23 protein-coding genes, 1 tRNA gene and 1 pseudogene are annotated in these 26,758 nt (G+C 57.1%); 11 read left to right on the top strand and 14 right to left on the bottom strand.

Going from position 1 to position 26,758, the window contains the following annotated elements; genetic code table 11:
* Positions 1 to 41: 41 nt before the first annotated feature.
* Entirely contained in the window at positions 42 to 416 is a 375-nt protein-coding gene (locus IE089_RS15385; protein ID WP_189478743.1) for a PilZ domain-containing protein, read from the top strand.
* Between the two features lie 33 nt (positions 417 to 449).
* Here the strand turns inward: IE089_RS15385 and IE089_RS15390 are convergent, their stop codons facing one another.
* Together IE089_RS15390 and radA are read right to left on the bottom strand one after the other, a co-directional pair.
* Entirely contained in the window at positions 450 to 1,661 is a 1,212-nt protein-coding gene (locus IE089_RS15390) for a serine hydrolase domain-containing protein (protein WP_229802811.1), read from the bottom strand.
* Between the two features lie 262 nt (positions 1,662 to 1,923).
* A complete protein-coding gene (radA, locus tag IE089_RS15395; protein WP_189478744.1) occupies positions 1,924 to 3,297 on the bottom strand; it encodes a DNA repair protein RadA in 1,374 nt (457 codons plus the stop codon).
* 90 nt (positions 3,298 to 3,387) lie between these two features.
* On the opposite strand from radA, the gene IE089_RS15400 reads away from it, so the two are divergent.
* Together IE089_RS15400 and IE089_RS15405 are read left to right on the top strand one after the other, a co-directional pair.
* Entirely contained in the window at positions 3,388 to 4,533 is a 1,146-nt protein-coding gene (locus IE089_RS15400; RefSeq protein WP_189478745.1) for a DnaT-like ssDNA-binding domain-containing protein, read from the top strand.
* Between the two features lie 22 nt (positions 4,534 to 4,555).
* Complete coding sequence (locus IE089_RS15405; protein ID WP_189478746.1) at positions 4,556 to 5,113, top strand: replication protein P; 558 nt, start codon at positions 4,556 to 4,558, stop codon at positions 5,111 to 5,113.
* Between the two features lie 83 nt (positions 5,114 to 5,196).
* Here the strand turns inward: IE089_RS15405 and dnaB are convergent, their stop codons facing one another.
* The 7 genes from dnaB to rnr all read right to left on the bottom strand — a co-directional run bounded on the left by dnaB (position 5,197) and on the right by rnr (position 12,181).
* The gene (dnaB, locus tag IE089_RS15410; RefSeq protein ID WP_189478747.1) at positions 5,197 to 6,600 is read right to left on the bottom strand and encodes a replicative DNA helicase; all 1,404 of its coding nucleotides are present in this window, start codon (positions 6,598 to 6,600) and stop codon (positions 5,197 to 5,199) included.
* A 143-nt stretch (positions 6,601 to 6,743) separates the two neighbouring features.
* Positions 6,744 to 7,193 (bottom strand): 50S ribosomal protein L9, encoded by a 450-nt coding sequence (gene rplI / locus IE089_RS15415; protein ID WP_189478748.1) that lies wholly within the window; start codon positions 7,191 to 7,193, stop codon positions 6,744 to 6,746.
* A gap of 50 nt (positions 7,194 to 7,243) precedes the next feature.
* A complete protein-coding gene (locus tag IE089_RS15420; protein WP_189478749.1) occupies positions 7,244 to 8,131 on the bottom strand; it encodes a hypothetical protein in 888 nt (295 codons plus the stop codon).
* Positions 8,132 to 8,179: 48 nt separating this feature from the next.
* A complete protein-coding gene (gene rpsR, locus IE089_RS15425) occupies positions 8,180 to 8,407 on the bottom strand; it encodes a 30S ribosomal protein S18 (RefSeq protein WP_189478750.1) in 228 nt (75 codons plus the stop codon).
* A gap of 16 nt (positions 8,408 to 8,423) precedes the next feature.
* Positions 8,424 to 8,867: a 30S ribosomal protein S6 gene (gene rpsF / locus IE089_RS15430; protein ID WP_189478751.1), complete on the bottom strand. Its 444-nt coding sequence runs from the start codon at positions 8,865 to 8,867 to the stop codon at positions 8,424 to 8,426.
* A gap of 131 nt (positions 8,868 to 8,998) precedes the next feature.
* Complete coding sequence (gene rlmB / locus IE089_RS15435) at positions 8,999 to 9,778, bottom strand: 23S rRNA (guanosine(2251)-2'-O)-methyltransferase RlmB (RefSeq protein ID WP_189478752.1); 780 nt, start codon at positions 9,776 to 9,778, stop codon at positions 8,999 to 9,001.
* A 3-nt stretch (positions 9,779 to 9,781) separates the two neighbouring features.
* Positions 9,782 to 12,181, bottom strand: coding sequence for a ribonuclease R (gene rnr / locus IE089_RS15440; protein WP_189478753.1), 2,400 nt, complete (start codon positions 12,179 to 12,181; stop codon positions 9,782 to 9,784).
* 132 nt (positions 12,182 to 12,313) lie between these two features.
* Here rnr and IE089_RS15445 point away from each other — a divergent pair.
* Both IE089_RS15445 and IE089_RS15450 read left to right on the top strand, forming a co-directional pair.
* A tRNA-Leu gene (locus tag IE089_RS15445) sits at positions 12,314 to 12,400 on the top strand.
* A 303-nt stretch (positions 12,401 to 12,703) separates the two neighbouring features.
* Positions 12,704 to 13,453, top strand: a complete 750-nt coding sequence (locus IE089_RS15450; RefSeq protein WP_189478754.1) for a proteasome-type protease — start codon at positions 12,704 to 12,706, stop codon at positions 13,451 to 13,453.
* Here the strand turns inward: IE089_RS15450 and IE089_RS15455 are convergent.
* The 3 genes from IE089_RS15455 to IE089_RS15465 are packed head-to-tail and all read right to left on the bottom strand — an operon-like array spanning position 13,419 to position 16,803.
* Positions 13,419 to 14,423 (bottom strand): zinc-binding metallopeptidase family protein, encoded by a 1,005-nt coding sequence (locus IE089_RS15455; RefSeq protein ID WP_189478755.1) that lies wholly within the window; start codon positions 14,421 to 14,423, stop codon positions 13,419 to 13,421. The two genes, IE089_RS15450 and IE089_RS15455, sit on opposite strands and share 35 nt — an antisense overlap.
* Complete coding sequence (locus IE089_RS15460; RefSeq protein WP_189478756.1) at positions 14,423 to 15,358, bottom strand: alpha-E domain-containing protein; 936 nt, start codon at positions 15,356 to 15,358, stop codon at positions 14,423 to 14,425. The genes IE089_RS15455 and IE089_RS15460 overlap by 1 nt, the downstream gene beginning before the upstream one ends.
* Positions 15,355 to 16,803 carry a circularly permuted type 2 ATP-grasp protein gene (locus IE089_RS15465; protein ID WP_189478757.1) on the bottom strand — a complete coding sequence of 483 codons (1,449 nt, stop codon included), beginning with the start codon at positions 16,801 to 16,803 and terminating at the stop codon, positions 15,355 to 15,357. Before IE089_RS15465 ends, IE089_RS15460 begins: the two co-directional genes overlap by 4 nt.
* A gap of 211 nt (positions 16,804 to 17,014) precedes the next feature.
* Here IE089_RS15465 and IE089_RS15470 point away from each other — a divergent pair, with 211 nt between their 5' ends.
* From IE089_RS15470 to IE089_RS15485, 4 genes are all read left to right on the top strand, one after another.
* Positions 17,015 to 19,138, top strand: coding sequence for a molybdopterin-dependent oxidoreductase (locus IE089_RS15470; protein ID WP_189478758.1), 2,124 nt, complete (start codon positions 17,015 to 17,017; stop codon positions 19,136 to 19,138).
* A 139-nt stretch (positions 19,139 to 19,277) separates the two neighbouring features.
* On the top strand, positions 19,278 to 19,874 hold the full coding sequence (locus IE089_RS15475) for a LemA family protein (protein ID WP_189478759.1): 597 nt from the start codon (positions 19,278 to 19,280) through the stop codon (positions 19,872 to 19,874).
* A gap of 60 nt (positions 19,875 to 19,934) precedes the next feature.
* A complete protein-coding gene (locus IE089_RS15480) occupies positions 19,935 to 22,010 on the top strand; it encodes a M48 family metallopeptidase (RefSeq protein ID WP_189478760.1) in 2,076 nt (691 codons plus the stop codon).
* A 205-nt stretch (positions 22,011 to 22,215) separates the two neighbouring features.
* Positions 22,216 to 22,692, top strand: a complete 477-nt coding sequence (locus tag IE089_RS15485; protein WP_229802812.1) for a helix-turn-helix domain-containing protein — start codon at positions 22,216 to 22,218, stop codon at positions 22,690 to 22,692.
* 21 nt (positions 22,693 to 22,713) lie between these two features.
* Here the strand turns inward: IE089_RS15485 and IE089_RS15490 are convergent, their stop codons facing one another.
* Positions 22,714 to 24,450, bottom strand: coding sequence for a sensor domain-containing diguanylate cyclase (locus tag IE089_RS15490; RefSeq protein ID WP_189478761.1), 1,737 nt, complete (start codon positions 24,448 to 24,450; stop codon positions 22,714 to 22,716).
* Positions 24,451 to 24,725: 275 nt separating this feature from the next.
* Positions 24,726 to 25,475 carry a YdcF family protein gene (locus IE089_RS15495; protein WP_189478762.1) on the bottom strand — a complete coding sequence of 250 codons (750 nt, stop codon included), beginning with the start codon at positions 25,473 to 25,475 and terminating at the stop codon, positions 24,726 to 24,728.
* Positions 25,476 to 25,650: 175 nt separating this feature from the next.
* Between IE089_RS15495 and IE089_RS15500 the strand changes: the two genes are divergently transcribed.
* Both IE089_RS15500 and IE089_RS15805 read left to right on the top strand, forming a co-directional pair.
* Positions 25,651 to 26,394 (top strand): hypothetical protein, encoded by a 744-nt coding sequence (locus tag IE089_RS15500; RefSeq protein WP_189478763.1) that lies wholly within the window; start codon positions 25,651 to 25,653, stop codon positions 26,392 to 26,394.
* Positions 26,391 to 26,758: pseudogene (locus IE089_RS15805) on the top strand (hypothetical protein); the annotation flags it as partial. The gene IE089_RS15500 and the pseudogene IE089_RS15805, both read left to right, overlap by 4 nt.

Genomic DNA, 26,758 nt, shown 5'->3' on the forward strand with positions numbered 1-26,758 from the left:
GGTTATAGTTTTATCGTCGATGAGAACAACCGCAACCAGCCATGAGTGATTACACGCCCGAGCGACGCCAGTACAGCCGCGTTGCGATAAATCTTCCGGTCGAGGTCCAACAAGGCGGTAGTGTATGGCACCAACGACTCATAGACCTCTCTCTGGGCGGCGCCGCTACGGACCAGCCTGACCTCTGGGACGCCCAATACAACGAGCCTTTCACGCTGGTGATTCATATTAGCGATAGCAGCCAACTCGAGTTACATGCCTATCTTCAGCATGTGGAGGCGGGTCGGCTGGGCTTCTCGGTAGAGCATGTAGATCGCCGCAACATAGCGCCTTTGCGGGCACTACTGGAGCAACACATTAACGACATCACTGTGCTGGAGCAGGAGCTGCAAACACTGCACGGTGAGGCGGACTAACGAGACCGCCCCTGACGCGCCCTGCGCATCTCGCTATTGGGTTGCTGACTCGGCGTCTATTGCCGCCTGGACAGAGCGATACAAACCAATTCGCTGTTTCGACATCTCGGGGTCCGTCGCAGTGGCCCAGTTACTGTTGCTGGCTATGACGAGCTCACGGGCAGGATCGATAAAGATGCCTTGCCCGAATATCCCTTGCGCAGCATAGCTACCATCGTCATAGGTCCACCACTGAAAGCCGTAGCCGCTGCCGGGGCGGCCAATGTCAGCCTGCTTGGAGCCGGCTTGATCAAACCAGCCCTCGGGCACGACCGATGTGCCGGCGATAGCGCCGCCCTTCATGGCAAACTGCCCGAACAGGGCATAATCGAGTAGTCGAGCCGATATGCAGCAGCCGCCGATTTCGGTGCCACCTGCATTCAGAATCCACTCGGCGTCTGCCTGCATGCCATAAGGTGCCCAGACTTTCTCAGACAGGTAGTCTGCCAATGGCTTTCCAGTAGCGCTGCTAACCAACACGCCGATAAGGTTGGTCTCCCCCGTGTTATATCGCCATTGCGTGCCGGGTTCGTACTCGCGCGGCAGGGTGCGCATATAGCTGACGATGGGATCAACGCCGGGCTCTGGGGTAACCAGATTGAACTTTGCCACGTCAGATTCTGGATCGGTGTAGTCCTCGTTCCAGCGCACACCCGACTGCATCGTTAGCAGCTGTTTGACGCTGACGCCGTCGTAGCCACTGCCCGTCAGCTGCGGAATGTACTGCGTAAGAGGATCTTCGAGACCACCAATGTAACCATCGACAATAGCGGCGCCTACCAGCGTCGAGGTCAGTGATTTGGCGACGGAGAACGATGTCCATCGTCCCTCGGGGCCGTAGTCATTACCGTAGGTCTCTAAGCGAATTTGCCCCTTGTGCAGAATAAGGATGCCCGCCGTGTTCTGGTTCTCCATGTATTGCTCTATGGAATCTGCACCCACTTCGGGGAGCAACGACAGTGTCAGCGCCGGCCCCTGCTCAACCAACCGAGGCGTCTCACCCGCCTCAATGGAGCGCGTTGCGGTGAGCACCTCCATTTGACGGAACGCCTTGTCGCGTTCGCTATTCGTCCAAAACAGCACATTATCGTCTGTCGGTAATCCGGCGAGTTTTGCGAAGCCAATCTTCGCCTGCTCACAGCCAGTGAATGTCAGTATGAACACCATGGCCAGTGCGACCAACGACAGGCTGCGTGATAGGGACACAGTGATTCCTTATTATTGTCCAGCGGCAGTAAGACGCTGTGTGATTGCACGTTGCGCGCATAATACCACCGCTTGCAAAGTGTCTGTGTGCTGCAGGTACGCGTTGTGATGGGGAGCCCGCGCGGACCACGAAGCCTTGATCGATTTATCGGTCGTTAGAGAGACTCGGTCGGCGTGCCTACATACTGCGCAGCCAATCAACATTAGCGCCCTGACCGGAACCATAGCGACTGCCTGCGATGCGCGGCAGCTAGGCGGCGGCTTAGACTTCCTCCAATACGGCCAGCGCTTCAGACAATCGGGTCACCGGCATAACCTTCATACCCTTTATGGCCTGCTTGGGCGCGTTCGCCTTGGGCACTATCGCACGCCGGAACCCGTGCTTCGCCGCCTCCGACAGGCGCTCCTGACCACTGGGCACTGGGCGGATCTCGCCAGAGAGACCCACCTCCCCGAAGATCACCATATCGCGCGGTAACAGCCTGTCCCGGAAACTCGAAACTATGGCCAGCAACAACGCCAGGTCGGCGCTGGTCTCCAACACCTTCACACCGCCGACGACATTGGCGAAAACGTCCTGGTCGCCCACCTGGAGACCCCCGTGCCTGTGCAGCACGGCAAGCAGCATCGAGAGACGGTTCTGCTCCAGTCCCACGGCCACCCTGCGGGGGTTTCCAAGCTGGCTGTCATCGACCAGGGCCTGAATCTCAACCAGTAGCGGCCGGGTACCTTCCCAGACCACCATCACCGCGCTACCGGATGAGGGTTGGTCACTTCTATCGAGGAATATGGCTGACGGATTTTTGACTTCTTTCATACCGCCGTCGGTCATCGCGAAGATGCCCAGCTCATTCACCGCACCGAAGCGATTCTTCTGCCCACGCAGGGTGCGGAACCTGGAATCATCGCTGCCCTCCAGGAGTATGGAGCAGTCGATCATGTGCTCCAGCACTTTGGGGCCGGCAAGTGTGCCATCTTTGGTCACGTGCCCCACCAGGATAAGCACAGTGCCAGTTTGCTTGGCAAACCGGGTCAACGCAGCGGCGCATTCGCGAACCTGTGAAACACTCCCGGGCGCCGAGGTCACGTCGTCTGAGTGCACCACCTGAATTGAGTCAACCACCAACACCTTCGGCGTCAGGCTTTGCGCACTGGCGATAATGGTGTCGATATTGGTCTCTGCCATCAGTCGCAATTGATCCGTGGGCAAACCCAAGCGTTGCGCGCGCATGGCAACCTGCTGCAGTGACTCTTCGCCAGTCACGTACAGCGCGGACATCTGGCCCGCCAGATGACACATCGTTTGCAGCAGAAGTGTACTTTTGCCGGCCCCGGGATTACCCCCCACCAAGATGGCGGAGCCCGGCACCAATCCACCACCCAACACGCGATCGAACTCGGTGGCACCACTGCTGAATCGCGGTACATCCTCGAAGTTGATGTCCTTGAGCAAGGTCGCCTGTGCGAGCTGACCCGCAAAACCGGCCCTGGCGGAGCCCTTGGCCGACGCTTTTGATGGACCTAACTTGATCTCAGAAAGGGTGTTCCAGGCACCGCAATCACTGCACTGCCCCTGCCACTTACTGTAGTCCGAGCCGCACTCACTACAGACGAAGGCAATTTTTTGTTTTGGCATCGCTAATCCTGAGAATACTCCGTTTGCCCGCTACACCTGCAACGGCAAGGCAGGTATCCTAGCAGACCTTTTTACTTGGCCCGCTACATCATGGCTGATTCCTCCTTAGTGCCCGAGCGCCAGCTGGTTTTCTCCCCCGGTCTAGCAGCAACTATTGGCCTGGAGGAAGCGATTCTGTTGCAGCAAGTAAGCCTGGAACAAAGCTATTCCCAACCCAGCATCAGGCGGGGCCTGGCCTGGTTTACGATGGAGCGAGAGCGACTGCTGCAGCAGCTTCCTTTCTGGAGTGCTATTGATCTGCATCGTATTCTCCGCTCCCTGGTTGATAAAGGCGTGATTCTCGTGGACAGCCCGCCTATTCACAGCCATCCCCAGCTCGTGGTGGCATTGAACGAGCCTGTCACGCAGCCCGGTCAGGCATCGCCCCTGCAGGCCGCCAGTACAAGGGAGCAGGTCGCAGCTGCGCCGGCCGGCCGGGCCGCAGCACGCCTCCCGGAGAACTGGTCGCCGGGTGAAAACCTGCTGCAACTGCTAGCGCTTAACCACAACATACCGCGCCAATTCGCCTTGGACCAACTGGAAGATTTCATCTTTTACTGGCGTGAACGCGGCGATTCCAGCCACGCCTGGGAGAACAAGTTTCGCCAACACGTCACCGCGCGCTGGCGCCGCGCGCAGCAGGATACGGCGGAACAGTTTAAGGCTGATCAGCAAGCGCCCCTTGACGGCGCCTGGAGACCCAGCGTGGACGCCATGGACATCATGCTTCGTGACGGCATCGCCCCTGATTTTATCGAGCAGACAATCCCCGAGTTTGTGCTTTATTGGCGAGAGCGCAAACAGAAGCCCGAGGGCTTGAACTCCAAGTTCATAACGCACATTCGGCTACAGTGGACACGCTATACCTCTGGCCTGAAGCACAGTACAGAACCCACCCGGATCGCTGACACTTGGCAACCGGGCCCGGATGTATTCGATATACTGGCTTTGGCCCATATCGACGCCCAGTTCGCACGCAGCCTCGTACCCGAGTTTGTGATGTACTGGCGCGAAAGTAACCAGTTACACACCTCGTGGAACAGTAAGTTTCTACAGCATGTAAAATACCAGTGGGCCCGGCGCCTTCAGTTAGCGAATACGAGCAGCGGCAATGACGGACAAGACATTAGTGGAACGCGTCGCACGCGAGATACAAGCCTCGCAGAAGACCTCGGAGACACCAGCTGGGCAGAGTAAGCCCTCTGCGCCCGCCGAAGCGATGGCGGCAACGATCAACCAAGTCTTCGCGCTGTTCAGGCTCAACTACCACAACCAGTATTACGCGGCATACCCGGACGACACTCAGCTCAAGCAGGTGAAGAAGCTGTGGCTGGATGCGCTCTCTGATTTTGATCCCGAGCTCATTCTGCGGGGCGCTAAATCTGCACTAGAGAAGAGTGAGTACCTACCAACACTGAACCGGATGCTGGATGCATGCCGAGCTCAGGCGGCTGACGCGGGGCTGCCACCCGCGCACGACGCGTTCGTCGAGGCCTGCAGTGCGCGCACGCCGAGGTCGGCGCAGGCGTGGTCTCACCCGGCCGTGTATCTCGCCGGGCGAGACACTGACTGGTTCTTTCTCAGCAATAACCCAGAGTCTGTTACCTGGCCCGTATTCAGGGACCACTACGCCGGCTATGTGGGTCGAGCGCTGCGCGGAGAGCAGTTTGAGGTACCCCGGCCCGCCGCTATACCCGCTGAAGCCAGCGCCGAAAGGATGTCTAAGGAAGCCAAACTGTCGGCACTGAAGCAGCTGCGGGAGGATACGGGTTTATAAGACGAAGATTGATCCCGTTGAAGATGGGGGAACGTTGAAGACGGCTTTAGCCACTCAATGCGGAAAGACAGTCCGTTTTGGGTCTAGTCATCGTAGTGACCGCGGGCCAGGTTCTCGAACCGCGTGTATTGACCAATAAAGGCGAGCCTGCAGGTACCAATAGGCCCGTTACGCTGCTTACCGATGATGATCTCAGCGACGCCTTTGTCCGGTGAGTCCTCGTTGTAAACTTCATCGCGATAAATGAACGCAATCACGTCCGCATCCTGCTCGATGGCGCCCGATTCGCGCAGATCCGAGTTCACCGGACGCTTATTGGGTCGCTGCTCCAAAGAACGGTTGAGCTGGGACAAGGCGACCATTGGGCAATTGAACTCCTTGGCGATCGCTTTCAGGTTTCTGGATATCTCTGAAATCTCGGCCGTACGGCCTTCTGACGATCCCGCTATTTGCATCAGCTGGAGATAATCGATCATGATCATACCGATCTGACCGTGCTCGCGAGCGATCCGCCGAGCTCGACTGCGCAGCTCGGTGGGTGTCAATGCCGGCGTATCGTCAATGAACATGGGGGTGTCTTTGAGCTTGGTCACGGCCGCTGACAGCTTGGGCCAATCATCCTGCTCCAGCTTGCCGGTGCGAATCCGGGTCTGGTCAATCCGGCCTATCGACGAGAGCATCCTGACAACAAGCTGCTCAGCCGGCATTTCCATACTGAATACCAGGATGGGTTTCTCTTGACCCAAAACCGCGTTCTCCACCAGGTTCATGGCGAAGCTGGTTTTACCCATGGAGGGTCGGCCGGCGACAATCACCAAATCCGAGGGCTGCAGACCAGACGTCATGCCATCGAGGTCGGCGAAGCCCGTGCTCAACCCGGTGATATCACCGCCGGACTGAAACAGCTCCTCGATGCGATTCAAAGCACCAGCCAACAGCGGATCAATCTCCTGCGGACCGCCAGCCTTGGGCCCCTGCTCGGAGATCTTCATAATCCTGCGTTCGGCCTCATCCACCAGCTCACTGGCGGTGCGCCCCTCAGGATTGAAACCACTCTCAGCAATATCCTGTGCCGCCTCGATGAGTTTCCTCAGGCTGGCACGTTCCCGCACGGCCACGGCATAGGCACGGATATTAGAAACACTGGGGGTGTTTTCGGACAGGTCGGTCAAGTAAGCGAGGCCACCGGCCGCGTCGAGCTCGCCGCGAGCCTCCAGCTTATCAGCGACGGTCACAAAATCGACGGGCTCCGATTCCTCTGCGAGCTTGGCGATTTGACGAAAAATTAGCCGATGGTTAGGCCGATAAAAGTCGGAGGCAGACACCTCCTCTACAACTGCGTCCCATGCATCAGGGGACAACAGCAACCCACCGAGTACCGATTGCTCGGCTTCAACGGAGTGCGGTTGCATTTTGATCCGCGCAACATCCGTGTCTTCCGGGTAAGGAAGCTCTGAGACATTATCGGGATACTCTGCGTCGGCCATAGGGGGTCAGTGTTTTTTTTATCCGGCCGCTCAGATTAGCCGGAATCGGGTGGCAACGAAAGCCGTAAACAAAAATGCACCGGCTGCTTGCCAGCAACCAGTGCATTCATCGTTGAAGACTGCCCACGCGGGGCAGAGATCGCTTATTCGGGGACGATAGACACCGATACGGTGGCAGCGACATCACCCAACAGCTGGATGGCCACTTCGTAGTCGCCAGTCTCGCGCAACGCACCTTCGGGAAGACGAACCTCAGCCTTGTCGACTTCACAGCCCGCGGCGACTACCGCATCAGCGATATCGCGGGTGCCGATTGAACCAAACAGCTTGCCTTCATCACCAGCATTGGCTGCGATAGTGATTGTGTCCAGTGCATTGATCGCTTCGGCACGGGTCTCAGCAGCAGCCAGAGCTTCCGCCGCAGCGGCTTCCAGCTCAGCGCGACGCGCTTCAAATTTTGCGACATTGTCCTCGGTGGCAGGCACTGCCTTGCCCTGTGGTATCAGGAAATTGCGGCCATAACCGGCTTTCACGTCCACCTTGTCACCCAAGCTACCCAGGTTGCCAATGTTCTCGAGCAGAATTACTTCCATCTCAGTTTCCTCTCTTTGTGGGTGAGCTTGGCCCACACCATTTACAAATCCTAATCGTCATCACGCTCAGGCCGCCCGGGATCTGATGCCTTGACCCAGCGACTGCGAAAATCAATCCAGCTGTCTGCGATGGCAAATCCCATCACAAACAACTTCACCGGGTCGAACAGCACCCAGGCTGTATAAAACACCGCCAGATAGCCAGATCCCTGACCCTGGGCAGCCGCCCTGGCATGCATTAATGCCAGACCCGCAAAACTCAGTGGCAGCGCACAAATCACTGCCCAAGTGCGCATTTCCTGCCCCAGACTGGCAAGCCCTAGTGCAGCCAGTACCAGAGCCGTTGCTACACCCGCCGGATAGCGCAGTGCGCGAAACTCTTTGCCAAACCCCTCCGGGTTGTACAGCGCCGCTTGCCAGTATCGGGCCAGCAGCACACACAGCACGCTCAGCATGGCCGTGCCTACGCCCATCATGCCCGCAACTTGCGTCACCGTTGGGCGGGTCAGAGTGACCGTTTCATCGCCCTGACTCAGCTGTTGTTCCATGTTGGTGAGGAATTCACCGAACAGGGATACCAATTGCTGCAACAGTGGCTCGGCCAGCAGCAGTGCTAAAACACCACTTATGAAGCCAACGGCGACTGCTGCGAGCAGGGTGGTTGCCAAGCTCACCGTTACTCTAAGTACAAACGCCAGCGCCGCTGTCCCCAGCAACACTTGCAGCGGACCGCTGTCGCCAAATACCACAGCGAGCACGCCCGCGGGCAGCACTGCCCACATCAAGAGCCAAGCCCCTGATGCCGCGCCTTGGCGCAGCGTTACCAGCGCAACGACAGCAGCGCTGATCCAACAAAACAGAAAACTGCCTGACCCGGCAACAGCGACGAGAAGCGCCTGGTAGCGCCCGCGCATGACGAAATTCGCCAATGCTGTCATTAGGGAGGTCTGCTCTCTGCCAACGGCGTGCCGGGCACGCCAGGTCTCTTACTGGTGAGAATCCGTGTAAGGCAACAGAGCCAGGAACCGCGCGCGCTTAACGGCGGTAGCCAGCTGACGCTGGTAGCGCGCCTTTGTCCCGGTGATGCGACTGGGGACAATCTTGCCGGTCTCTGAAACATACGCCTTCAGCGTTTCCAGATCCTTGTAATCGATTTCCTTCACGCCTTCGGCGGTGAATTTACAGAACTTACGACGACGGAAATAACGTGCCATGACTCAATCTCTCCTGTTACTCAGCCGAAGCGTCTTCAGCGGGGGTTTCAGCAGGCGTCTCTTCAGCAGCCTCAGGCTTGGTGCGTGCTGCATCAGCGGCCTGACGCTCTTCGTAGCGGCTCTTACGCTCGCGATTTTCTTTCTCAGCCTTCATGATGAATGACTCATCAGTGACAGGCTCATCGCGACGAATCACCAGATTACGAATCACGGCGTCGTTGTAACGGAAGGTGGTAGTCAGCTCGTCCATTGCATCGTTGGAGGCTTCAACATTCATCAGCACATAATGCGCCTTGTGAATCTTGTTGATGGGATACGCGAGTTGGCGACGGCCCCAGTCTTCTAGGCGGTGAATGTTGCCACCATCTTTGGTGATGGTGTTGGAGTAGCGCTCGATCATGCCGGGCACTTGCTCTGACTGGTCCGGATGGACCATGAATACGATCTCGTAGTGTCGCATCAGTCGGCTCCTTTCGGGGTTATGCCACCCATCTACTCTAGCGTGGTGCGGCAAGGAGAATCGGCCGTTAATGGCGGCCGGGCGAATTTTGAGGCGCGGAGTTTACAGAGACAACGGCCCGTCTGCAAGCCCTACTCAGTAAGGCCTGACCGCTGCCTGACCACCTCGAAGAGGCATACGCCGGTTGCCACAGAAACATTCAAACTGCTCACGCTGCCGGCCATGGGTAGCTTTATCAGGTAATCACAGGCCTCCCGGGTTAATCGGCGCAGCCCCTGGCCCTCCGCACCCATAACCAGGGCCATAGAACCCGTGGCATCCGTATCGTAGAGAGACTGCTCTGCCTCTCCGGCGGCACCGTAGATCCACACACCAGCGTCCTTCAGGGCAGCCAGCGTGCGAGCCAGATTGGTAACACGAACGAATGGCACCACTTCGGCTGCACCGCAGGCCACTTTGCGCGCAGTGGGCGACAGATCGGCCGACTTATCTTTCGGTACTATGACCGCATCTACTCCGGCCGCATCAGCACTTCGCAAGCAGGCGCCCAGGTTATGGGGGTCAGTGACACCATCCAGTATCAATAGAAGGGCAGCGCGAGACAGCCCCTCTAGGTGCGCCAGCAGTTGTTTCTCTGACCACTCATTTGACGCGTTATCATCATGACCGGTGAGCCGCGGTAATACCTCGGCCACTACTCCCTGATGGCGCCCTTCCACCATCAGATCCAATGATTTGCGTGGCTGGCGTGCTGTCGGCACCCCCTGGTTATGGGCAAGCGCCACCAGCGCGGCAATCCGCTTATCCTCGCGCCCTTCCTGTACCCACAGTCGCTGCACAGATTTAGGATGGGTACGCACCAAGGCATCCACCGCATGAATGCCGAACACTGTCTCCAAGGTTTTACTCATGAATCAGTGATGCCTTCTCAGACCGGTCTTACGCTTCTTCCGCCCCGGCTTAGGCCCCTTACCCGACGATTCTGTCGACTTGTTGCTCCCGCGGTTTGCGGCTTGCGCTTTACCTGGCTTGTCTCGTTTTAATCGCCCCTTAGGCTTCGGCGCGCGCTCACCTTTCCTGCCTTTTTTGCCTGAGGGAGAGTCAAGCAACTCCAGATCTATCTTGCGGTCATCCAGATCTACCCGCGCCACTTGTACGGCAACCCGCTCGCCGATCTGGAACGATCGCCCTGTGCGCTCACCCACCAGTCGTTGGTGAGCCCTGTCGAACTGATAGTAGTCCGCTGGTAAGGCAGTCACATGCACCAGCCCTTCGATGTAAATATCTACCAGTTCTATGAACAAGCCGAAGTTGGTGACGGCGCTGATCACCCCCTCAAAACGCTCGCCTACATGCTCCAGAAGATATTCGCATTTCAACCAGGCCTGAACCTCGCGTGTCGCATCGTCGGCACGGCGCTCTGTCATTGAGCTCTGCTCACCCAAAACCGCCATTGCATGCTTGTCATAGGGGAATATGCGCTTACAGGCGATAACGCCAGCGCCCTCAACGCGCCGCACGTGGGGGTTATCAATTTCACTCCTGATCACGGCGCGAATGCCGCGATGCACTAACAGGTCCGGATAACGCCGAATAGGGGATGTGAAATGTGCATAGGCCTCGTAGTGGAGACCAAAGTGCCCCTCGTTATCGGGTTGATACACCGCCTGACTGAGGGATCTCAACAACATTGTCTGAATGACTTGCGCATCGTCCCGTTCGACAATCTGCTGCAGCAAATCCTGATAATGCGCGGGCGTGGGTTTTTCGCCACCGCTTAACTCCAAGCCTAGCTCCCCGAGGAAGCTGCGAAGATTCTCCAGCTTCTCCTCGGTAGGCCCCTGATGAACCCGGTAAAGAATGGGCTGGCCGCTGGCCTCGAAAAACCGCGCAGCAGCGACATTTGCGCACAACATGCATTCTTCGATGAGCTTATGGGCGTCATTACGCACTACCGGCACGATCGCTTCGATCTTGCGGCGCTCATCGAAGAGGATGCGAGTTTCCACCGTTTCAAAATCGATAGCACCACGCTTGTCCCGCGCTTGGCGCAGCACGCCGTACAGCTCGTGCAGACGAATCAAATGGGGGGCAATTTCGCCCTCAACGGACGGATGCCAGCCCTCCTCCAGCACCTGCCCCACCTGGGTATACGTCAACCTAGCATGGGAATGAATCACTGCTTCCATGAATTCAAACCGCAACAGCTCGCCTGTGCGGCCCAGCTCCATTTCGCACACCATGGCAAGCCGGTCAACGCTGGGATTTAGAGAGCAGAGTCCGTTGGAAAGTACTTCGGGCAACATCGGCACCACACGCTCGGGAAAGTACACCGAGTTACCGCGTTGCGATGCCTCGTCATCCAATGCGCTGCCAATACGGACATAGTGCGACACATCTGCGATGGCTACCCACAAGCGCCAACCACCGCGGCGCTTCTCACAGTACACAGCGTCGTCAAAATCGCGGGCATCCTCACCGTCGATCGTCACGAACGGCAGCGATCGCAGATCGTGCCGACGCTGTTTATCCTGCTCGGCCGGTTCGGGCTCAAGTGACCCGGCTTCCTTTAGCACCGCATCGGGCCATTCCCAGGGGATCCCGTGGCTGCGAATAGCCACTTCTATCTCCAGACCCGGGTCTAGATGCTCGCCAAGAATTTCTGAAATGCGTCCCTTGGCGCCCAATATGCGCGTGGGGTAGTCGGTGATGATGGCGCTGACTATCTGCCCGGATTTGGCAGCGCCCTTGCAATTAGGCGGGATGAGTACGTGATGATTGATCCTGGCGTTGTCAGAGACCACGAACCCAATGCCGCTTTCTTCCTGATAGCGCCCCACCACCGTCGTCACCGCACGTTGCAGGACCTCGATAACCTTGCCTTCATTACGACCGCGACGATCAGTGCCGGTAATTTGTACCAACACCTCGTCGCCATCAAACACAAACTGCATCTGCCGCGCACTGAGGTAGATGTCATCCTGATCGGCATCAATGGGCATCGCAAACCCATAGCCATCCCTGTGGCCCTGCACCCGGCAGTGCACCAGTTGGAGCCGATCCACCAGCGCAAAGGCACCTGCACGATTGACAAGAAGCTGACCGTCGCGCTGCATGGCCCTGAGTCGTTTGCGTAGCGCCTCCACCTGCTCGTGGTCAGCAATGGCCAATTTTTTGGCGATGAGGTTTTGGTTCAGCGGCTTACCAACCTCCTTCATCAGCTGAAGGATGGCCTCGCGGCTGGGGATGGGGTTGTCGTAACGACGAGCTTCGCGTTCGGCGTGGGGGTCTGTGATGTTGCCTTTCTTAGGCATCGAGCTGGGTACCTTCCCTTGGCTGGGCACTGTCGTGCAACACGTCGGCTGACAGTATACGCGAGGATTGACAAAGCGTGAGGCGCTCAGTAAAGTTCGCGCCCTCGGTGAACTACAGATCGTTCAACCGCTGCCCAGGTGGTGAAATTGGTAGACACGCTAGCTTCAGGTGCTAGTGCTCGAAAGGGCGTGGAGGTTCAAGTCCTCTCCTGGGCACCATCTCACAAGTAATTGTTCTAAAAGAATTTATCACAACATTCGGAAGCGCCGACATCTCTGCTTGGATGTTAGCATTTTTCGTTTGTGGACCACTTTGAGACCAACATTTCAGTGCGCCGTTAGCTCGGAGCATAAAGGCTGTCACGATTGGACTCTCGGCCGGCTAAGTCTGCGCGCGCGACCCTTGTCTTGAGGCAGAGCGTACGTTTCCTTATTCGAAGTAGACCCCGCGGATAGCATTTATCTCAACAGCCCGTTATATTCAACTCGCGTTATCACGGGACAGCACCCCTACTCCATATTATGACCTACTGCCTCGCTATTGCCCTCGAGGACGGCCTCGTTTTTTGCTCTGATTCACGCACCAATGCAGGCGCGGACCGTGTCAGCAGTTACAGCAAGATGCACCGCTTTTCTGTGCCGTACGACCGGTCGCTGGTCCTACTGACGGCTGGAAACCTTGCCACTAGTCAAGCCGTGGTGTCTCAGATTCAGCGGGATTTGGAGCAGGACGCCGAGTTCAACATCCTGAAGGCGAGCTACGTTTCTGATGTGGCCGACTACGTGGGCAGGCTCAGTGTGGAAGAGCAGGGCAAGTATCAGGAACAGGGCGGCCCCAACGCGGGATTCAATGCCGCTGCCACCTTTATTCTCGGCGGTCAGATCAAGGGACATTCCCCTGAGCTGTACATGATCTATCCCGAAGGTAACCACATCACCGCTTCGGATCTGCACCCTTATTTGCAGATTGGTGAAACCAAGTACGGAAAGCCGATTCTGGATCGCATTATTCGGCCAGAAACGCCATTCGAAACAGCTATGCGCTGCGCGATTGTATCGGTGGATTCCACCATGCGTTCCAACGCTACCGTCGGCCCACCCTTAGAGTGTCTGTTCTATCGCAAGGACAGTCTTCAGCCCAATGAGCGGTACTGCAAACTGGAAGAGCACCACCCTTATCTGGCAGAAGTCCGCGAGAGCTGGGATGACAGCATACGCAGTGCTTTCGACAATCTACCTACGCTGGATGCGGTGTTCGCAGAAGACGAATAACCTCGTCTACGAACTGCAGTTTCTCAGCCACTCTCTCGCCGATCACGAACGGGTACGCATCGCCGCGGCCTACACTGCGGGTCATTTCATTCAGAGCCACGCTCAGTGATTGCCAGGCGGCAATGCGCTGCCCAATGGTCATGACGCTAGGATCATCGGGTAACAGTCCGTGCGCAGCGGCCGTTTCAAGAGCGTCGTAAATGTGCAGGTAGTGGCCCCAGGTCTCGGCCCAATCTTCAGAAGGGTGTGCACTGGCGTAGGCGCTAATGTACGCCTCCCGCCAGTGCTCAGCCGGCCCCAGATCGTAGTAGCTTTTCAGCGCGGTCTGATAGTCCACCGTTTCGTCACCGAATACCATCGCAAAACGCTGGCGCAGCACATCGTCTGGGTTCAGGTATGACCAGTAATAATGACCCGACTCATGTCGTAGATGGCCTAGCACCGTGCGATAGCTCTCGCGCAGCTCCATGCGCGCTTCGGTACGCGCCGCGTCATCGGCTTCCAGGGTGTTGATTGTGATTACACCACCCAAATAGCCAGTGGAGACAAAAGACTCTGGATACAGGCCAGGATTGCTACGGGCATCCTCCATAAAATCCATGAGCAGTCCGCGTTGTGGATCAGCCCAACCGTTTTCCAAAGGCAGTCCAAGTTGCATGAGGGTAAAGAAGAGTCGCTTCTTTCCCTCCTCCAATACGGCCCATCGCTCGCGATTCCCAGCTACCGACAAATTGGGGATAGTGCGATTGAACTGGCAGGCGGTGCACAAGGCTTGCTCCGAATTGGTCGGGCGCAACCAGTTACAGACACCATACTCACTGCCATTCGAACAGCATGTAAGGTGTTCTGCAGATTCGAGAGGCACCATGGCCCTAGCCTCGGGGTCAAAACCCAATACCGCACCGCAGTTAAGGCAGCGATGACTGTCAAAAAACACCTGGTTCCCGCAGGTGCAGTAAAACCGCTTCATCAGGCTTCCGGCTGGAACCAGGTTGCGTCTATGGATCGATGCAGGAGATTAACCTGATGCTGAAACTCGTCAATGAACGCGTGCAACTCTGCCCTGCTCACCTGCTCGGCATGAAAACGACGCAAGCGCCGCCGGATACGTTCGATGCTACGAAGCGTTGCACCGTTATTCTTGAGCGGCCCGAGCTCTTCGCGAATTCCCCGTATGCAAAACCGCACCGATCGCGGAAAGGCGGGTTCCATAAAGACAAAGTCCACCATAGCGTTCTTTTCGATGAGCGGGCCCACCTGACGTCGGTAGGCACTCATGGCCGACAGAGCGTGCAGCAGCGAAGACCACAACAGCGGGTCTATGGCTGCGAAGTTTCCCTCGCGATCAAGGATGTCCCCGGCTCCCACATCGACAACCCGTGTGGTCATATCCGCACGTTCGAGCAGTTGTCCCAGCTTGATAAAACGGTAGGCATGGTCACGCGAGAGCGTCGTCTGAATCAGCCCGTTCAGGGTTTGGCAGCGAGAGACAAACTCAGCCAGGAATGCGTGCCGATTGCGGCGCCCCACTGACTTCTCAGCATTGTCGCGGGTAAAAATATGCAGCTCATTCATCAGCTCCCAGGCATCTTCGGGGAGCACATCTCGTGTGGTGCGCACGTTTTCACGCGCCGCTTTTACTGAGTAAGGAATGCTGCAGGGTGATTCCTCATCCGCCAGCAGCAGCTTGAGCACATTTTGCTCGTTAGCGACACGAAAGCGCTGCGCAAACTGTTCCTGCGCATCGAGAATCTTCACCATGATGTCCCAGCCCGGCTCAGAGCCACTGGGTATATCCATAATCAGGTGATTGTAAGCACTCACAAGGCGCGCGGTATCCTCTGCACGCTCAAGATAGCGCGCCATCCAGTAAAGGCGTTCAGCAACGCTGGAGAGCATAGTCATCGTTTGCCCTCCACAATCCATGTGTCTTTGCTGCCACCGCCCTGCGACGAGTTGACCACCAAGGATCCCTTGACCAGCGCCACGCGGGTTAAGCCCCCAGGCGTCACCCAGCTGTCCTTTCCCTGCAGGATGAACGGGCGCAAGTCCAGGTGTCGCGGCTCTACACCGTTTTCAATAAAGGTGGGTGCAGTCGATAACGACAGTGTCGGCTGGGCGATGTAATTGCGCGGGTTTTCCTCAATGAGCTTCGCAAACTTCTTATGCGTTGCTGCATCACTGTGTGGCCCTACCATAATGCCGTAGCCGCCTGACTCATTCGCAGGCTTGACCACAAGGTTCTTCAAATTGGCCAGCACATACTCTCGATCGGCCTCTCGCATACACAAATAGGTGGGCACACTATTCACTATCGGCTTTTCTCTTAGATAGTAGCGAATCATGTCCAGCACATAGGCGTATACCACTTTATCGTCAGCTACCCCAGCGCCAGGGGCGTTGGCAATGGCGACCTTCCCGGCCTTCCAGCTTCGCATTAAACCCGGGATACCCAGAACTGAGTCCTCTCGAAACGCTTCAGGATCCATGAAGTCTTCATCGATACGGCGATAGATAACATCCACACGGGCTGGGCCATCGACGGTACGCATATAGACGCATTCATCGTCACCCACAAACAGGTCAGTCCCTTCGACTAACTCCGCACCCATACCCTGAGCGAGAAACGCATGTTCAAAATAAGCAGAGTTGTATATGCCCGGCGTTAACACCACGATGGTAGGCCTCCGCCTTTCCCGTGGCGAGAGTGACGCCAGTGTGCTGTAAAGCTGCGAGGGATAGTCATCCACCGGCAAGATGCTGTGGTTCTCAAACAGCTCCGGCAATGCGCGCTTGGTGATCTCGCGGTTTTCCACCATGTAGGAAACACCCGAAGGCACCCGAAGGTTATCCTCAAGTACGTAGAATTTCCCATCGCCATTACGCACAAGATCGGTGCCGCAAATATGAGCCCATACACCGTGGCGCGGCGACATACCCATGCATTGCTCTTTAAAATTCGGTGATTCGAGCACAATCTCAGCAGGCACAACCCCATCGGCGAGTATGCGCTGCTTATTGTAAATATCGTCGATGAAGCAATTAAGGGCGCGCGTGCGCTGTACAAGCCCGTCACTCACCCGAGACCACTCTTTGGCGGGAATGATTCGGGGGATGATATCGAAGGGCCAGGCGCGATCGATATTGCCGCCTTCGGTATAGACCGTGAAGGATATTCCCATATCACGAATAGCCACCTCGGAGGCTTCTTGCCGAGCGGCGAGCTCCGCCCCACTAAGTTTCCGCAACATATTCACAGCCTGACGCGCCGCTACTCGGGCGCCGCCCTTCTCTGTAATTAACTCATCAAAGAAGTCGCTTGCGCGATAACGATTCCAGATATCTTCCATGGTGCTTTCACATTGAGGCGAGAGTACAGTCTAGCAGAGTGTTAGTACGCTCTGGGGCGTGGCAACGCTGTACCACCTCAAATACCTAAACGCGAGAACATGCTTGGCGGGGTTTTCCAGTGACAGTTCGCTGTTATAGTGGGTCGATGTTCATTCGCGCGCTTACATATGGGTGCCAATGGGTCAGCGCAACACCGCCGGAGAATTCGCCATGCCATCCACACACTACCGCGCCTGCCACTTATGCGAGGCGATATGTGGTCTTGTTATCGAGACTGAGGGCGACAGCATTGTGTCCATCAAAGGCGACCCCGATGATCCCCTGAGCCGCGGTCACATATGCCCCAAGGCGGTCGCATTACGGGATTTGCACGAGGATCCTGACCGTCTGCGCCAACCGGTGAAAAAAGTAACTGATGCGGATGGCAATACCCAGTGGCAACCCCTCTCCTGGCAGGAGGCACTGGACGAAACGGCAGAGCGACTGCTGCAGACCCGACGAGACCATGGCGCAGACGCTGTGGGCGTTTACCTGGGCAACCCCAGCGTGCACAACTACGGCATGCTCACACACCAAAACAATCTGTTCCGGTTTTTCCGCACGAAGAATCGATTTTCAGCAACCTCCGTGGACCAGCTACCCCATCATCTGACGTCGCTCTGGATGTTTGGCCACAAGTCGCTCTTTCCCATTCCCGACATCGATCGTACAGACTACTTCCTCATGCTAGGCGCGAACCCCATCGCGTCCAATGGCAGTATCTGGACAGTGCCGGACGTGCGCAAACGCATTAAAGCCCTGAAAGCCCGTGGTGGGAAACTCGTGGTGATCGATCCCAGAAAAACTGAGACTGCGGAACTTGCCAATGAGCACCTGTTTATCAAACCCGGCACCGATGCGCTGTTCCTCGCGGCCATTCTTAACACGCTATTTACCGAGGATCTCGCCGAACCAGCACACCTTGCCGCCTACACCAGCGGGCTTGAGGAAGTTGCGGCAGCCATCTCTGGATTTACCGCAGAGAGAGCGGCAGCACACTGTGGCATCGATTCCCAAACGATCGAGCGTATTGCGCGAGAGTTAGCTGCTGCACCAACAGGCATTTGCTACGGACGGATGGGGGTCTCAACCCAAGCTTACGGCGCACTGTGCCAATGGCTGATTCAGGTCATCAACGTGGCGACCGGCAACCTTGATAAAGAAGGAGGCTCACTCTTCACCCTGCCCGCTGTCGATCAGGTGGCCGCTATTGGCCCTGGCGGATTCGGCCGACACAGAAGCCGGGTTCGGGGCCTGCCCGAGTTTGACAGAGAACTCCCTTCGGCCGCCCTGGCAGAGGAAATCGCAACCGAGGGCGAGGGTCGGATTCGAGCCCTGTTTACGGGTGCAGGTAACCCGGTGCTCTCAACACCCAATGGGGCACAATTGGAGCAAGCGCTACCTAAACTCGATTTCATGGTGTCGCTTGACCCTTACATCAATGAAACCACCTGCCATGCAGACATCATTCTTCCGCCCACGTCACCGATGGAACACGACCACTACGATATGGCTTTTCACATCAATGCCATCCGCAACACAGCTCGGTACAACTTACCCGTCTTCGATAAACCTGAAGATGCGCTGCATGATTGGGAAATCTTCACCGAGTTGGGTAACCGCGTTGCGGAGGGACTGGGAGAAGAACCGCGGGCAGCCGCTGCGCCACATGAACTTGTGGATATGGCCCTGCAGTATGGGCCTTACAGCCAGGCTCAGGGTAGCGACCACGCATTATCACTTTCCGCGTTGAAAGCTGCGCCTTCAGGCGTGGATCTTGGCCCACTCAAACCGCAGTTACCTGAGCGCCTGATGACATCCGATAAGCACATTCACTGCGCAGCGCCTGATGCGCTGGCGGATCTTCAGCGGCTGGCACACGAGTTCAACGAACCCGGTGCCGACGGTCTGCGCCTCATTGGACGGCGACACGTGCGCTCCAATAACTCCTGGATGCATAACTTCCATCGCCTGGTAAAAGGCAAGCCGCGGTGCACACTGATGATGCACCCACAGGATATGACCGCACACGCCGTTAAAGACGGTGGCCGCGCTACGCTAAACTCCAGAGTGGGCAGTATTGAGGTTGTCGTTGAAGCTACAGAATCCGTGATGCCCGGTGTCGTGAGCCTGCCCCATGGCTTTGGTCACCACCGCACCGGCATACAGATGGACACTGCGGAGCGTCATGCGGGTGTCTCATGCAATGACGTCACCGATGAACAGTACATTGATCAGCTCTCGGGCAATGCCGCCATCAACGGCGTGCCTGTTACAGTGACGGCCCTGCATTGAAGTGCGGCCTGGGCGACTGATACTGTCGCCTTGGCGATCTGGTGTGCGTATGGGCGGCGCTCGGACAGCAGCGCCGTTTCAATTTCCTACGATTTGGCTGTTACACTCGACGTAACACCCATACTTCGAGGGAAGCGCCATGGATTTTTCGACCATTGTTTTCTGGCTGATCGTACTGGGCCTGATTTTTTACGTTGTCAGTATCTACAACACGCTGGTTACTCTGAAAAACCGCTATCTGAATGCGTTTTCGCAAATTGAGGTACAGCTAAAGCGACGATACGACCTGATCCCCAATCTGGTAGAGACTGCCAAGGGATATCTGGCGCACGAGCGGGAAACGCTGGAAGCGGTAACTGCTGCACGCAACGACGCAGCCGCTGTGTTGGCCGCCATGGGCGAAGGCGGCATCGGCGGAGAGGCGATGGGCAAGCTCGCCAGTGCAGAAAACGCACTGCAGGGCGCCTTGGGCAAGCTGAACGTCACCATGGAAGCCTATCCGGACCTCAAAGCCAGTGAAAATATGCAGCAACTCTCCGAGGAGCTCACTACCACTGAGAACAGAATCTCCTTTGCACGCCAGGGCTACAACGACGCCGTTATGGCCTTCAACACCTATCGCCAGAGCTTTCCGCCTTTATTCTTTGCCGCCAAGTTCGGCCACCCAGCCGATGCAGAACTGTTGGAGTTCGAAGACTCGGCGCAAATTCAGGCGGCACCCAGCGTCAGTTTCTAGCGCTATCCGCCGGGCCCCGTTACCGCCCGGCGAATCAACCCCTCGCGATAACCGTATCTCGTGAACTTCTTCGAGCAACAGGACCTTGCCCGGCGCAATACGCGTCTGCTGACGGCGTTGTTCCTTGTCACCGTGGTTGGCCTCATCCTGATCACAAACCTTGCCGTAGCCGTCTTCCTGTATGCCGGGGACGCCGAACGCGAGCTAACGCTCGCTTCCCTGGGACGATACTTCAGTTGGGAGCGGGCCGGCTTTACCGGACTTGGTATCGCAGCCACCGTGGCACTGGTTGCCTTCCTCAAATGGCTGCAGCTCTCCTCGGGGGGTAAAACTATTGCCGAAGGCATGGGCGGTACACGCGTGTTGCCACAAACGCGGGACAAAGCAGAGCGACGGTGCCTCAATATCGTGCAGGAGATGGCCCTGGCGGCCAATATGCCGGTGCCGCCACTCTACGTGTTAAACACCGAGCGCGGTATCAACGCCTTTGCCGCCGGCAGCGTGCCCGCAGATGCGGTGGTCGCTGTGACGCGCGGCGCACTGGAACATTTGAAGCGTCACGAACTTCAGGGTGTCATCGGCCATGAATTCAGCCATATCCTTAACGGCGATATAAAGCTCAATATCCGGCTGGCTGCACTGTTGAAAGGCATCACCTTCATTGGCGATGTCGGGCACCTGTTGATGCGCGCCGGCGTCTACCACCGTACCGGGATGAGGCGGCAGAACAATGAGGGCGCTGCCGCACTGCCACTACTGGGTTTGGCACTGTTCATTCTTGGCTGGCTGGGCGGTGTTGCCGCCGGGTTCATTAAGGCGGCGATCAGCCGCCAGAAGGAATTTCTAGCGGATGCCAGCGCCGTGCAGTACACGCGAGACCCTGACGGCATCGGAGACGCATTGAAGGTCATCGGCGGATACATACCCGGTACTCTCGTGCATGCAGCGAGAGCAAACGAGCTTTCACACATCTTTTTTGGTCAAGTAGAGCATCGTCTGTGGCAGCAGTTTGCCACCCATCCGCCGCTCGATGAACGGATACGCCGTGTAGACAGAAGGTGGAATGGGGAGTACATCAAACGCCGCATTCAACATTATCAGGAGCAACCCAGCCATCCCGGTGCACACAGCGTGGGGGCTGGTCGCGCGGCGATCGTTGCGGCAGCGGCGGCGGCAGCGGCAGGTAATGTCGCGGGCGTTCAGGAAGCCCTGGCCGATGCCGGCAATTACCGGCAGTTCAAGGACAGTGAGCTATCGCCGGAAACACTGCGCGAGTTTGGCGAAAGCGATATAGCGGCCAAAAGCGGGCCTGATGCCACATTTGACGAACCCGATAGCGCAAGCGAACAGCAAACCGGGGGAACACCGACCGAGAACGCAGCCCTGCCGTCGGCGCTCACCCGCTATGCCGACGAACCACTGGGCGCAAGCGCGCTGGTTCTCTCGCTACTCATCGCGCCCGAGGAAGACATTAAGCAGCACCAGCTGCGAATTTTGTCCGGGGCCGGGGTGTTAGGCCAAACCGAACTGGTGAATACGCTCTCACCCGCCGTTCAGGAGTTAGACGCGGGTCAACGGTTGCCTCTGCTGGAGATCTGCATCCCCGCCCTGAAAACCATGTCTCTAAAGCAGTATCGGACCTTCAAGAACTCTGTGCTGCGCGTTATCCAGGCCGACAAACGCACTGATCTCGGTGAGTGGTGTCTGTTTCAGTTGCTCCGGCATTATCTCGATACCGAGTTTGTTCAGGTGAAACCGCATAAATACCGCTACCGGCGATTGGCAAAAGTTCGCTTCCATCTGCAAGTTGTACTGTCTGTACTGGCCTATCAGGGGAGCGGTGATGCCGAGGCTGCTTTCAAATGTGGCGTGGATGAGTTGGACATGCCGAAACTGATGCTACTGCCAATGGAGCAATGCTCGGTGGCGGCGTTCAGCCGCGCGGCCCATGAACTGGGAGCCTGCTACCCCCTGCTCAAGCCGAGAATACTCAAGGCCATGGCGCTGGCTGCCAGCGAAGACGGGACCGTGTGTGAGAAAGAGCGTGAGCTGGTTAGAGCACTCGCAGCCGTAATGGGTTGCCCCATCCCCAACGATAACAACAGCCCGCTGGCGGAATTCGCAACCCCAACATAACCCCTGACGTAACGAACATGGGGCTACCTCGCGCAGTCCGTTGCGACCGCCCACGCTCTCATCACTGTTGGCCACTCCCCGCGGCCACCATCAAAAGCGTTCAGCCGCTGGCGTCCTGCGAGAGCACTGCTAGTCTTCTAAACATCTGATGACCACGGATGGCGTCAGACAACGTATCGAACATGAGCGAACAGGGAGGTTCATCATGGCCATCATGCAAAGCGCGGAGCTACTGCGCCGGGCCCGACTCACAGCAGGCAATCCAGCTCCACACATACGATCAGAGGCACGGCGCGAGGCACTGTCGAGTGGCAGAGCGCACCATGAGCTTGAGGAATCTAGCGGTCGCAACTACCTTCAGCCTCTGTCTCGAACCACGGACCGGGTTCTTCACATTCTGCTGTCTGGCGACCTATCGCGTCTGCGGTCGGAGTCGGTTGCTGAGTCACTCGGCATCAGTTGCACCACCCTGCGTCGCCGGCTACGAGGGGATCACACCAGCTACCAATTCCTGCTGGACAGGGCACGCCAGTACCGCTGCGAAAAAAAGCTCAGGGAACGATGGCTGCCGGGCAAGTGCATGGCCGATGAGCTGGGCTACCTCGAGGTCAATAGTTTCTACCGCGCTTTCCGGCGCTGGACAGGCCTTAGCTACAGTCAATACAAGCTGCGCTACCACTGAGCTAAGTGACAGCGCGTCGGGCTAGCTGGCATCCCCGGATGGGGGTGTTACTTCGCGGGCGCCGGCCACACTCTCCACGGCCGCGGCTGAGTCACTGAACACCACCTGATCGCGACCCTGCGCCTTGCCCGCGTACATCGCGCGGTCAGCAGCGGCCATGCACGCATCCAGCGATTCACCTTTGCGGTGCAGCGATACACCAATCGTGGCGGTAATCGAAAGGCTGACGCCATCATGGGCGAAGCCATAACCGGCGATGGTTGATCTCAGGTTCGCAGCCACCGTCGAGGCCCCACGCTCATTCGTCTGCGGTAGCAAGATGATGAACTCCTCGCCGCCCCAGCGCCCGATGACATCAACCTCACGAAGTGCACCACGAAGGCACCCCGCGAGTTGCTGCAAAATGGCATCACCGCAGGCATGACCGAATCGATCATTCACGCGTTTGAAATCATCGATGTCCAATAGCATCAAAGCGAACTCTCGGCGACCTCTGAACACGCGTTGGATTTCGCTCAACCCTTCCTCAGTAAAACCACGGCGGTTGAGCAATTTGGTGAGCGGGTCGATACGCGCCATCTCCTGAAGGCGTTTATTGGCCACACTCAGCGCCCGGGTCCGTTCCGCCACCTCATCCTCGAGACGCGAGACGTTTGCTGTAAAACGGTTAGCCAGCGACACGGCCATGGCAGCGAAGATGGCGACAAAGCCAAACGGCATCAGGCGCATCGTGTCTGTTTGCGCCAGGTCTATCAGCAAATCGTTGACACAGGTCATCGCAAAGATCATGACCCCCAATATCGACGTTCTCGCTTCGGGGTGCCCGTCGCGGAAACGCTTGATGAGGAGGACAGAGCCCAGAATAAGAAGAGGCAGGGACCATAGTTGAAAGTACGGCAAAGTAGACCACAGTACCGCCATGCCTGGGATCAATATCGCAGCCAACGACAAGACCACGAATGTGGCCTGATAAATGCGCAACCACTGCCTGATTTGAGTATCAAGCAGTGTCCATAGCATTTGAATCACGACGGCCGGGAAAATATAGATCGCCGCAAACTCAATTTTTTTCCACACCAGAAAAGAGAAGTCTATAGCGTACTTCCATTGATTCAGCGTGATTCCGTAAATCCCAATATTGATGGCAAGTAACCCTAGCCAGAGATAGCTGCGAAATTGCCGATTCCTGCGGTAGAGGTATGTGTGGTAAATACCGAACCCGATAAATAATAGGCTGGCCAGCAGACCAGGTAGCTCGCTGCGTGCTGTTGACAGCAGCAAGTCGGCGTTATTGCCCAGTATGAAATCACCGTAATAGGGGCCACTGCCCCACGCATCGGTGATCCCGGCGTCACCACCCCATACACGCAACGCCAGCACCAGTGTTCCATCAGTTGCAACTGCGGACGATGGCACCGCGAGCACGCGAACACGATCATAATTTAGCTCAGCTAACGGCGGCAGCGCGCCCACACCGCCGATAAGTTTACCCCCGGCGTAGACCTCGAAGGCGCTCATCACTTTGCCGGTTTTGAGGGCGAGTTGAAATTGTGCTGGCCAATCTTGTGGCGTTGGCACGTCAAGTTTGACCGTCAAACGATACCAGGCGAGTTGATTGGTCTCGGGGTATCCACCCTCTGGCCAGCGGCCCGGCAGACGCCTATCTACCCAGCTCGTGTCATCGAATCTGGGAAGGGCCCATTCGGCATTGTCACCCGGTTGGAACTTCCACATGCCCGAGACAGATACGCCACGCATTAGCGCCTGCTGACCAATGCGGGGCTGCTCGGCTGCGTTTACGCCGGCTCTCGCAGGTATCGGCATCGCAAGCAGTAACAAGACCACGCATACGATAGCAGCGCCTCCCTGCAAGAGGTGGCGGCTGCTCGTGTGAAAAGCCGTGCCTGGTAAACCCATCGTCAGTTAAACCCGTCGAATATGGACACCTAAAGCCTAGACCACAGGATGGATGCCGTTCGCGGAAATGTGTCTGTTGTGGAACCAGTTCACACTCTATCTCGACTTTTTGGGGGCTACTTCACAGCCTGCACGGCCAGACCGGCATATTCATGCAGGGCACGGGTGGTGCGCGCGAGGTCTTGCGCGGTAGGCAGCCATCGCGGTACGGAGGGTTTAACGAGTATCACCTGGAAATCAGTGGGCGCGGGGATAACATCAAAGCCCTGCTTCTCAAACCAGCGTTGGGCTCGGATCATGTGGTAGCCCGATGTCACCAATAAAACACGTTCGATGCCCTTATTGCCGAGGAGAGCGGCCGCATAGACCGCGTTTTCTTCCGTGGTCCGGCTGTTACGCTCGAGTAACAAAGCTTCATCTGGAATGCCAATCACGTGCATGATGTCGCGCATGCGTTCAGCCTCGGGCCGCTCGTCATCGCGGGAACCGCCGCTCAAGACTACAAGAGGTGCTTTGCCCACCTGAAACAACTTGGCGCCATAAATCAGCCTGTCGGCGGCATGATGTAAGTCTGGCAGCGTCCCGAAATGCACGTCTCCCCTGTCTACGCCGCCAAGCACCACAATTGCTTGTGCGTCGGGCAGCGCAGAGACAGTTTTCGGGCGTGCATCGGCCTCCAGTGAGGCCATCAACGCATCGGCGAACAACGCTGTTGATGCTATCCACAACCAAACCATCGCCAGTGCCTGGACAAGCAACCCGAACAGGCGCCCTCTCACGGATACCGCAATGACAAGGATGCCGATCAAACACAACAACATCGATTGGGTCAGCGGATAAATACACAATGAAACTAGCTTGGTCACTGTGAAACTCATCGCTATAGTTTGCGCCAGTTCACGAACTGAAGATATGCGTAATAACAAGCATTTCCGCGATCCACGTTAAGTGTTAATGTTCGCTAGTATTAGTATTTAAAAAATGACCGCTCCGATGCAATTTGATCGCTTCTACTGGCGACACGCTCGATATGGCGTGTTCATGGCCATCGCATGCGCCTGCTTTACCAGCCCCGCGCTCTCACAAACTGTGACTGTCGCATCCGGCGCCAGCTTTGTCTTGGGAGCCGGTACGCTGACAACCGGCTGTGGTGATGTAAACGTGGCGGGTCAATTTCAGGTAGGCTCAGGCACGGTAACCGGCACAAACAACGTCAGTATCAGCGGTGGCACACTCGATGGTGGATCGGGCCTGGTCTCACTCTCTGGTAACTGGAGCAACGCCGGCACCTTCGTTCCCGGCTCGGGTACAGTTCGGGTAGTCGACGGCTGTGGCGCCACAGAATCGCAAATCATAGGCGACAACACGTTCGCCGCTTTCTCCGCGAACTCAGGCACCGGTAAGCAGCTAACGATTGCATCCTCGTCAACACAAACGTTCAACAACGCGCTCAGCCTAACTGGTGCTAGCGGCAACCGTTTATTGATCCGCAGTAGCACGCCCGGCAGTAGCGCAGCCTTCGTACTGAAACCGGGAGCCAGCCAGACTATCCAGTCAGTTGATGTGAGCGACAACGACGCGAGCGGCGGCGAGACCATCGCCCCGGATGTGCCATCCGCCTTCGACTCGGTTAGAGGCAGTAATCTTCTCAACTGGTTTGTTGAGATAGCGCCACCTATTCCTGTAGATACGCTTCCGTTACCTGCGCTGGTTGCGCTCATCGCATTAGTTGGACTAGCACTTCGCAGGAAACTCCCGTCTACACGAGCCGCGCATAACGCATGACACGCTTCCCCCGAGGTGTTAATGCGCGCTTGCAGCGCAAGCGCCTGGCAATCGCGATAGCCTCGCTAACATCGCTGGGCTACGCCACCACTCCGCTTTCCCAAGACGTGGTTATTGCGCCTGCGCCCGGCGGTGCAGTGAATGTTCGAGGCGTCGTGCGTCTCCCTGACGTCAGCGGGACACCTCAGAATAGTGACCCACTGTGCTACGACCTGGCGACGGGACAAATTACAAACTGCGCACCCGGTACAGGCGTCGGCGCAACGGGGCCGACCGGACCGACAGGTCCCACCGGTGCACAAGGTATTCAAGGGCCTACCGGAGCCCAGGGGATTCAAGGCCCCACCGGAGCTGATGGTGCGCA

Origin of the sequence: Parahalioglobus pacificus (assembly GCF_014652275.1) — a bacterium.
Classification (GTDB): Bacteria; Pseudomonadota; Gammaproteobacteria; order Pseudomonadales; family Halieaceae; genus Parahalioglobus; species Parahalioglobus pacificus.

Bases quoted from the DNA above. Each gene is read 5' to 3' on its own strand.
- IE089_RS15385 (WP_189478743.1), top strand. From the start codon at position 42: ATGAGTGATTACACGCCCGAGCGACGCCAGTACAGCCGCGTTGCGATA.
- radA (WP_189478744.1), bottom strand. From the start codon at position 3,297: ATGCCAAAACAAAAAATTGCCTTCGTCTGTAGTGAGTGCGGCTCGGAC.
- IE089_RS15400 (WP_189478745.1), top strand. From the start codon at position 3,388: ATGGCTGATTCCTCCTTAGTGCCCGAGCGCCAGCTGGTTTTCTCCCCC.
- IE089_RS15405 (WP_189478746.1), top strand. From the start codon at position 4,556: ATGGCGGCAACGATCAACCAAGTCTTCGCGCTGTTCAGGCTCAACTAC.
- dnaB (WP_189478747.1), bottom strand. From the start codon at position 6,600: ATGGCCGACGCAGAGTATCCCGATAATGTCTCAGAGCTTCCTTACCCG.
- rplI (WP_189478748.1), bottom strand. From the start codon at position 7,193: ATGGAAGTAATTCTGCTCGAGAACATTGGCAACCTGGGTAGCTTGGGT.
- IE089_RS15420 (WP_189478749.1), bottom strand. From the start codon at position 8,131: ATGACAGCATTGGCGAATTTCGTCATGCGCGGGCGCTACCAGGCGCTT.
- rpsR (WP_189478750.1), bottom strand. From the start codon at position 8,407: ATGGCACGTTATTTCCGTCGTCGTAAGTTCTGTAAATTCACCGCCGAA.
- rpsF (WP_189478751.1), bottom strand. From the start codon at position 8,867: ATGCGACACTACGAGATCGTATTCATGGTCCATCCGGACCAGTCAGAG.
- rlmB (WP_189478752.1), bottom strand. From the start codon at position 9,778: ATGAGTAAAACCTTGGAGACAGTGTTCGGCATTCATGCGGTGGATGCC.
- rnr (WP_189478753.1), bottom strand. From the start codon at position 12,181: ATGCCTAAGAAAGGCAACATCACAGACCCCCACGCCGAACGCGAAGCT.
- IE089_RS15450 (WP_189478754.1), top strand. From the start codon at position 12,704: ATGACCTACTGCCTCGCTATTGCCCTCGAGGACGGCCTCGTTTTTTGC.
- IE089_RS15455 (WP_189478755.1), bottom strand. From the start codon at position 14,423: ATGAAGCGGTTTTACTGCACCTGCGGGAACCAGGTGTTTTTTGACAGT.
- IE089_RS15460 (WP_189478756.1), bottom strand. From the start codon at position 15,358: ATGACTATGCTCTCCAGCGTTGCTGAACGCCTTTACTGGATGGCGCGC.
- IE089_RS15465 (WP_189478757.1), bottom strand. From the start codon at position 16,803: ATGGAAGATATCTGGAATCGTTATCGCGCAAGCGACTTCTTTGATGAG.
- IE089_RS15470 (WP_189478758.1), top strand. From the start codon at position 17,015: ATGCCATCCACACACTACCGCGCCTGCCACTTATGCGAGGCGATATGT.
- IE089_RS15475 (WP_189478759.1), top strand. From the start codon at position 19,278: ATGGATTTTTCGACCATTGTTTTCTGGCTGATCGTACTGGGCCTGATT.
- IE089_RS15485 (WP_229802812.1), top strand. From the start codon at position 22,216: ATGGCCATCATGCAAAGCGCGGAGCTACTGCGCCGGGCCCGACTCACA.
- IE089_RS15490 (WP_189478761.1), bottom strand. From the start codon at position 24,450: ATGCGTGGCGTATCTGTCTCGGGCATGTGGAAGTTCCAACCGGGTGAC.
- IE089_RS15500 (WP_189478763.1), top strand. From the start codon at position 25,651: ATGGCCATCGCATGCGCCTGCTTTACCAGCCCCGCGCTCTCACAAACT.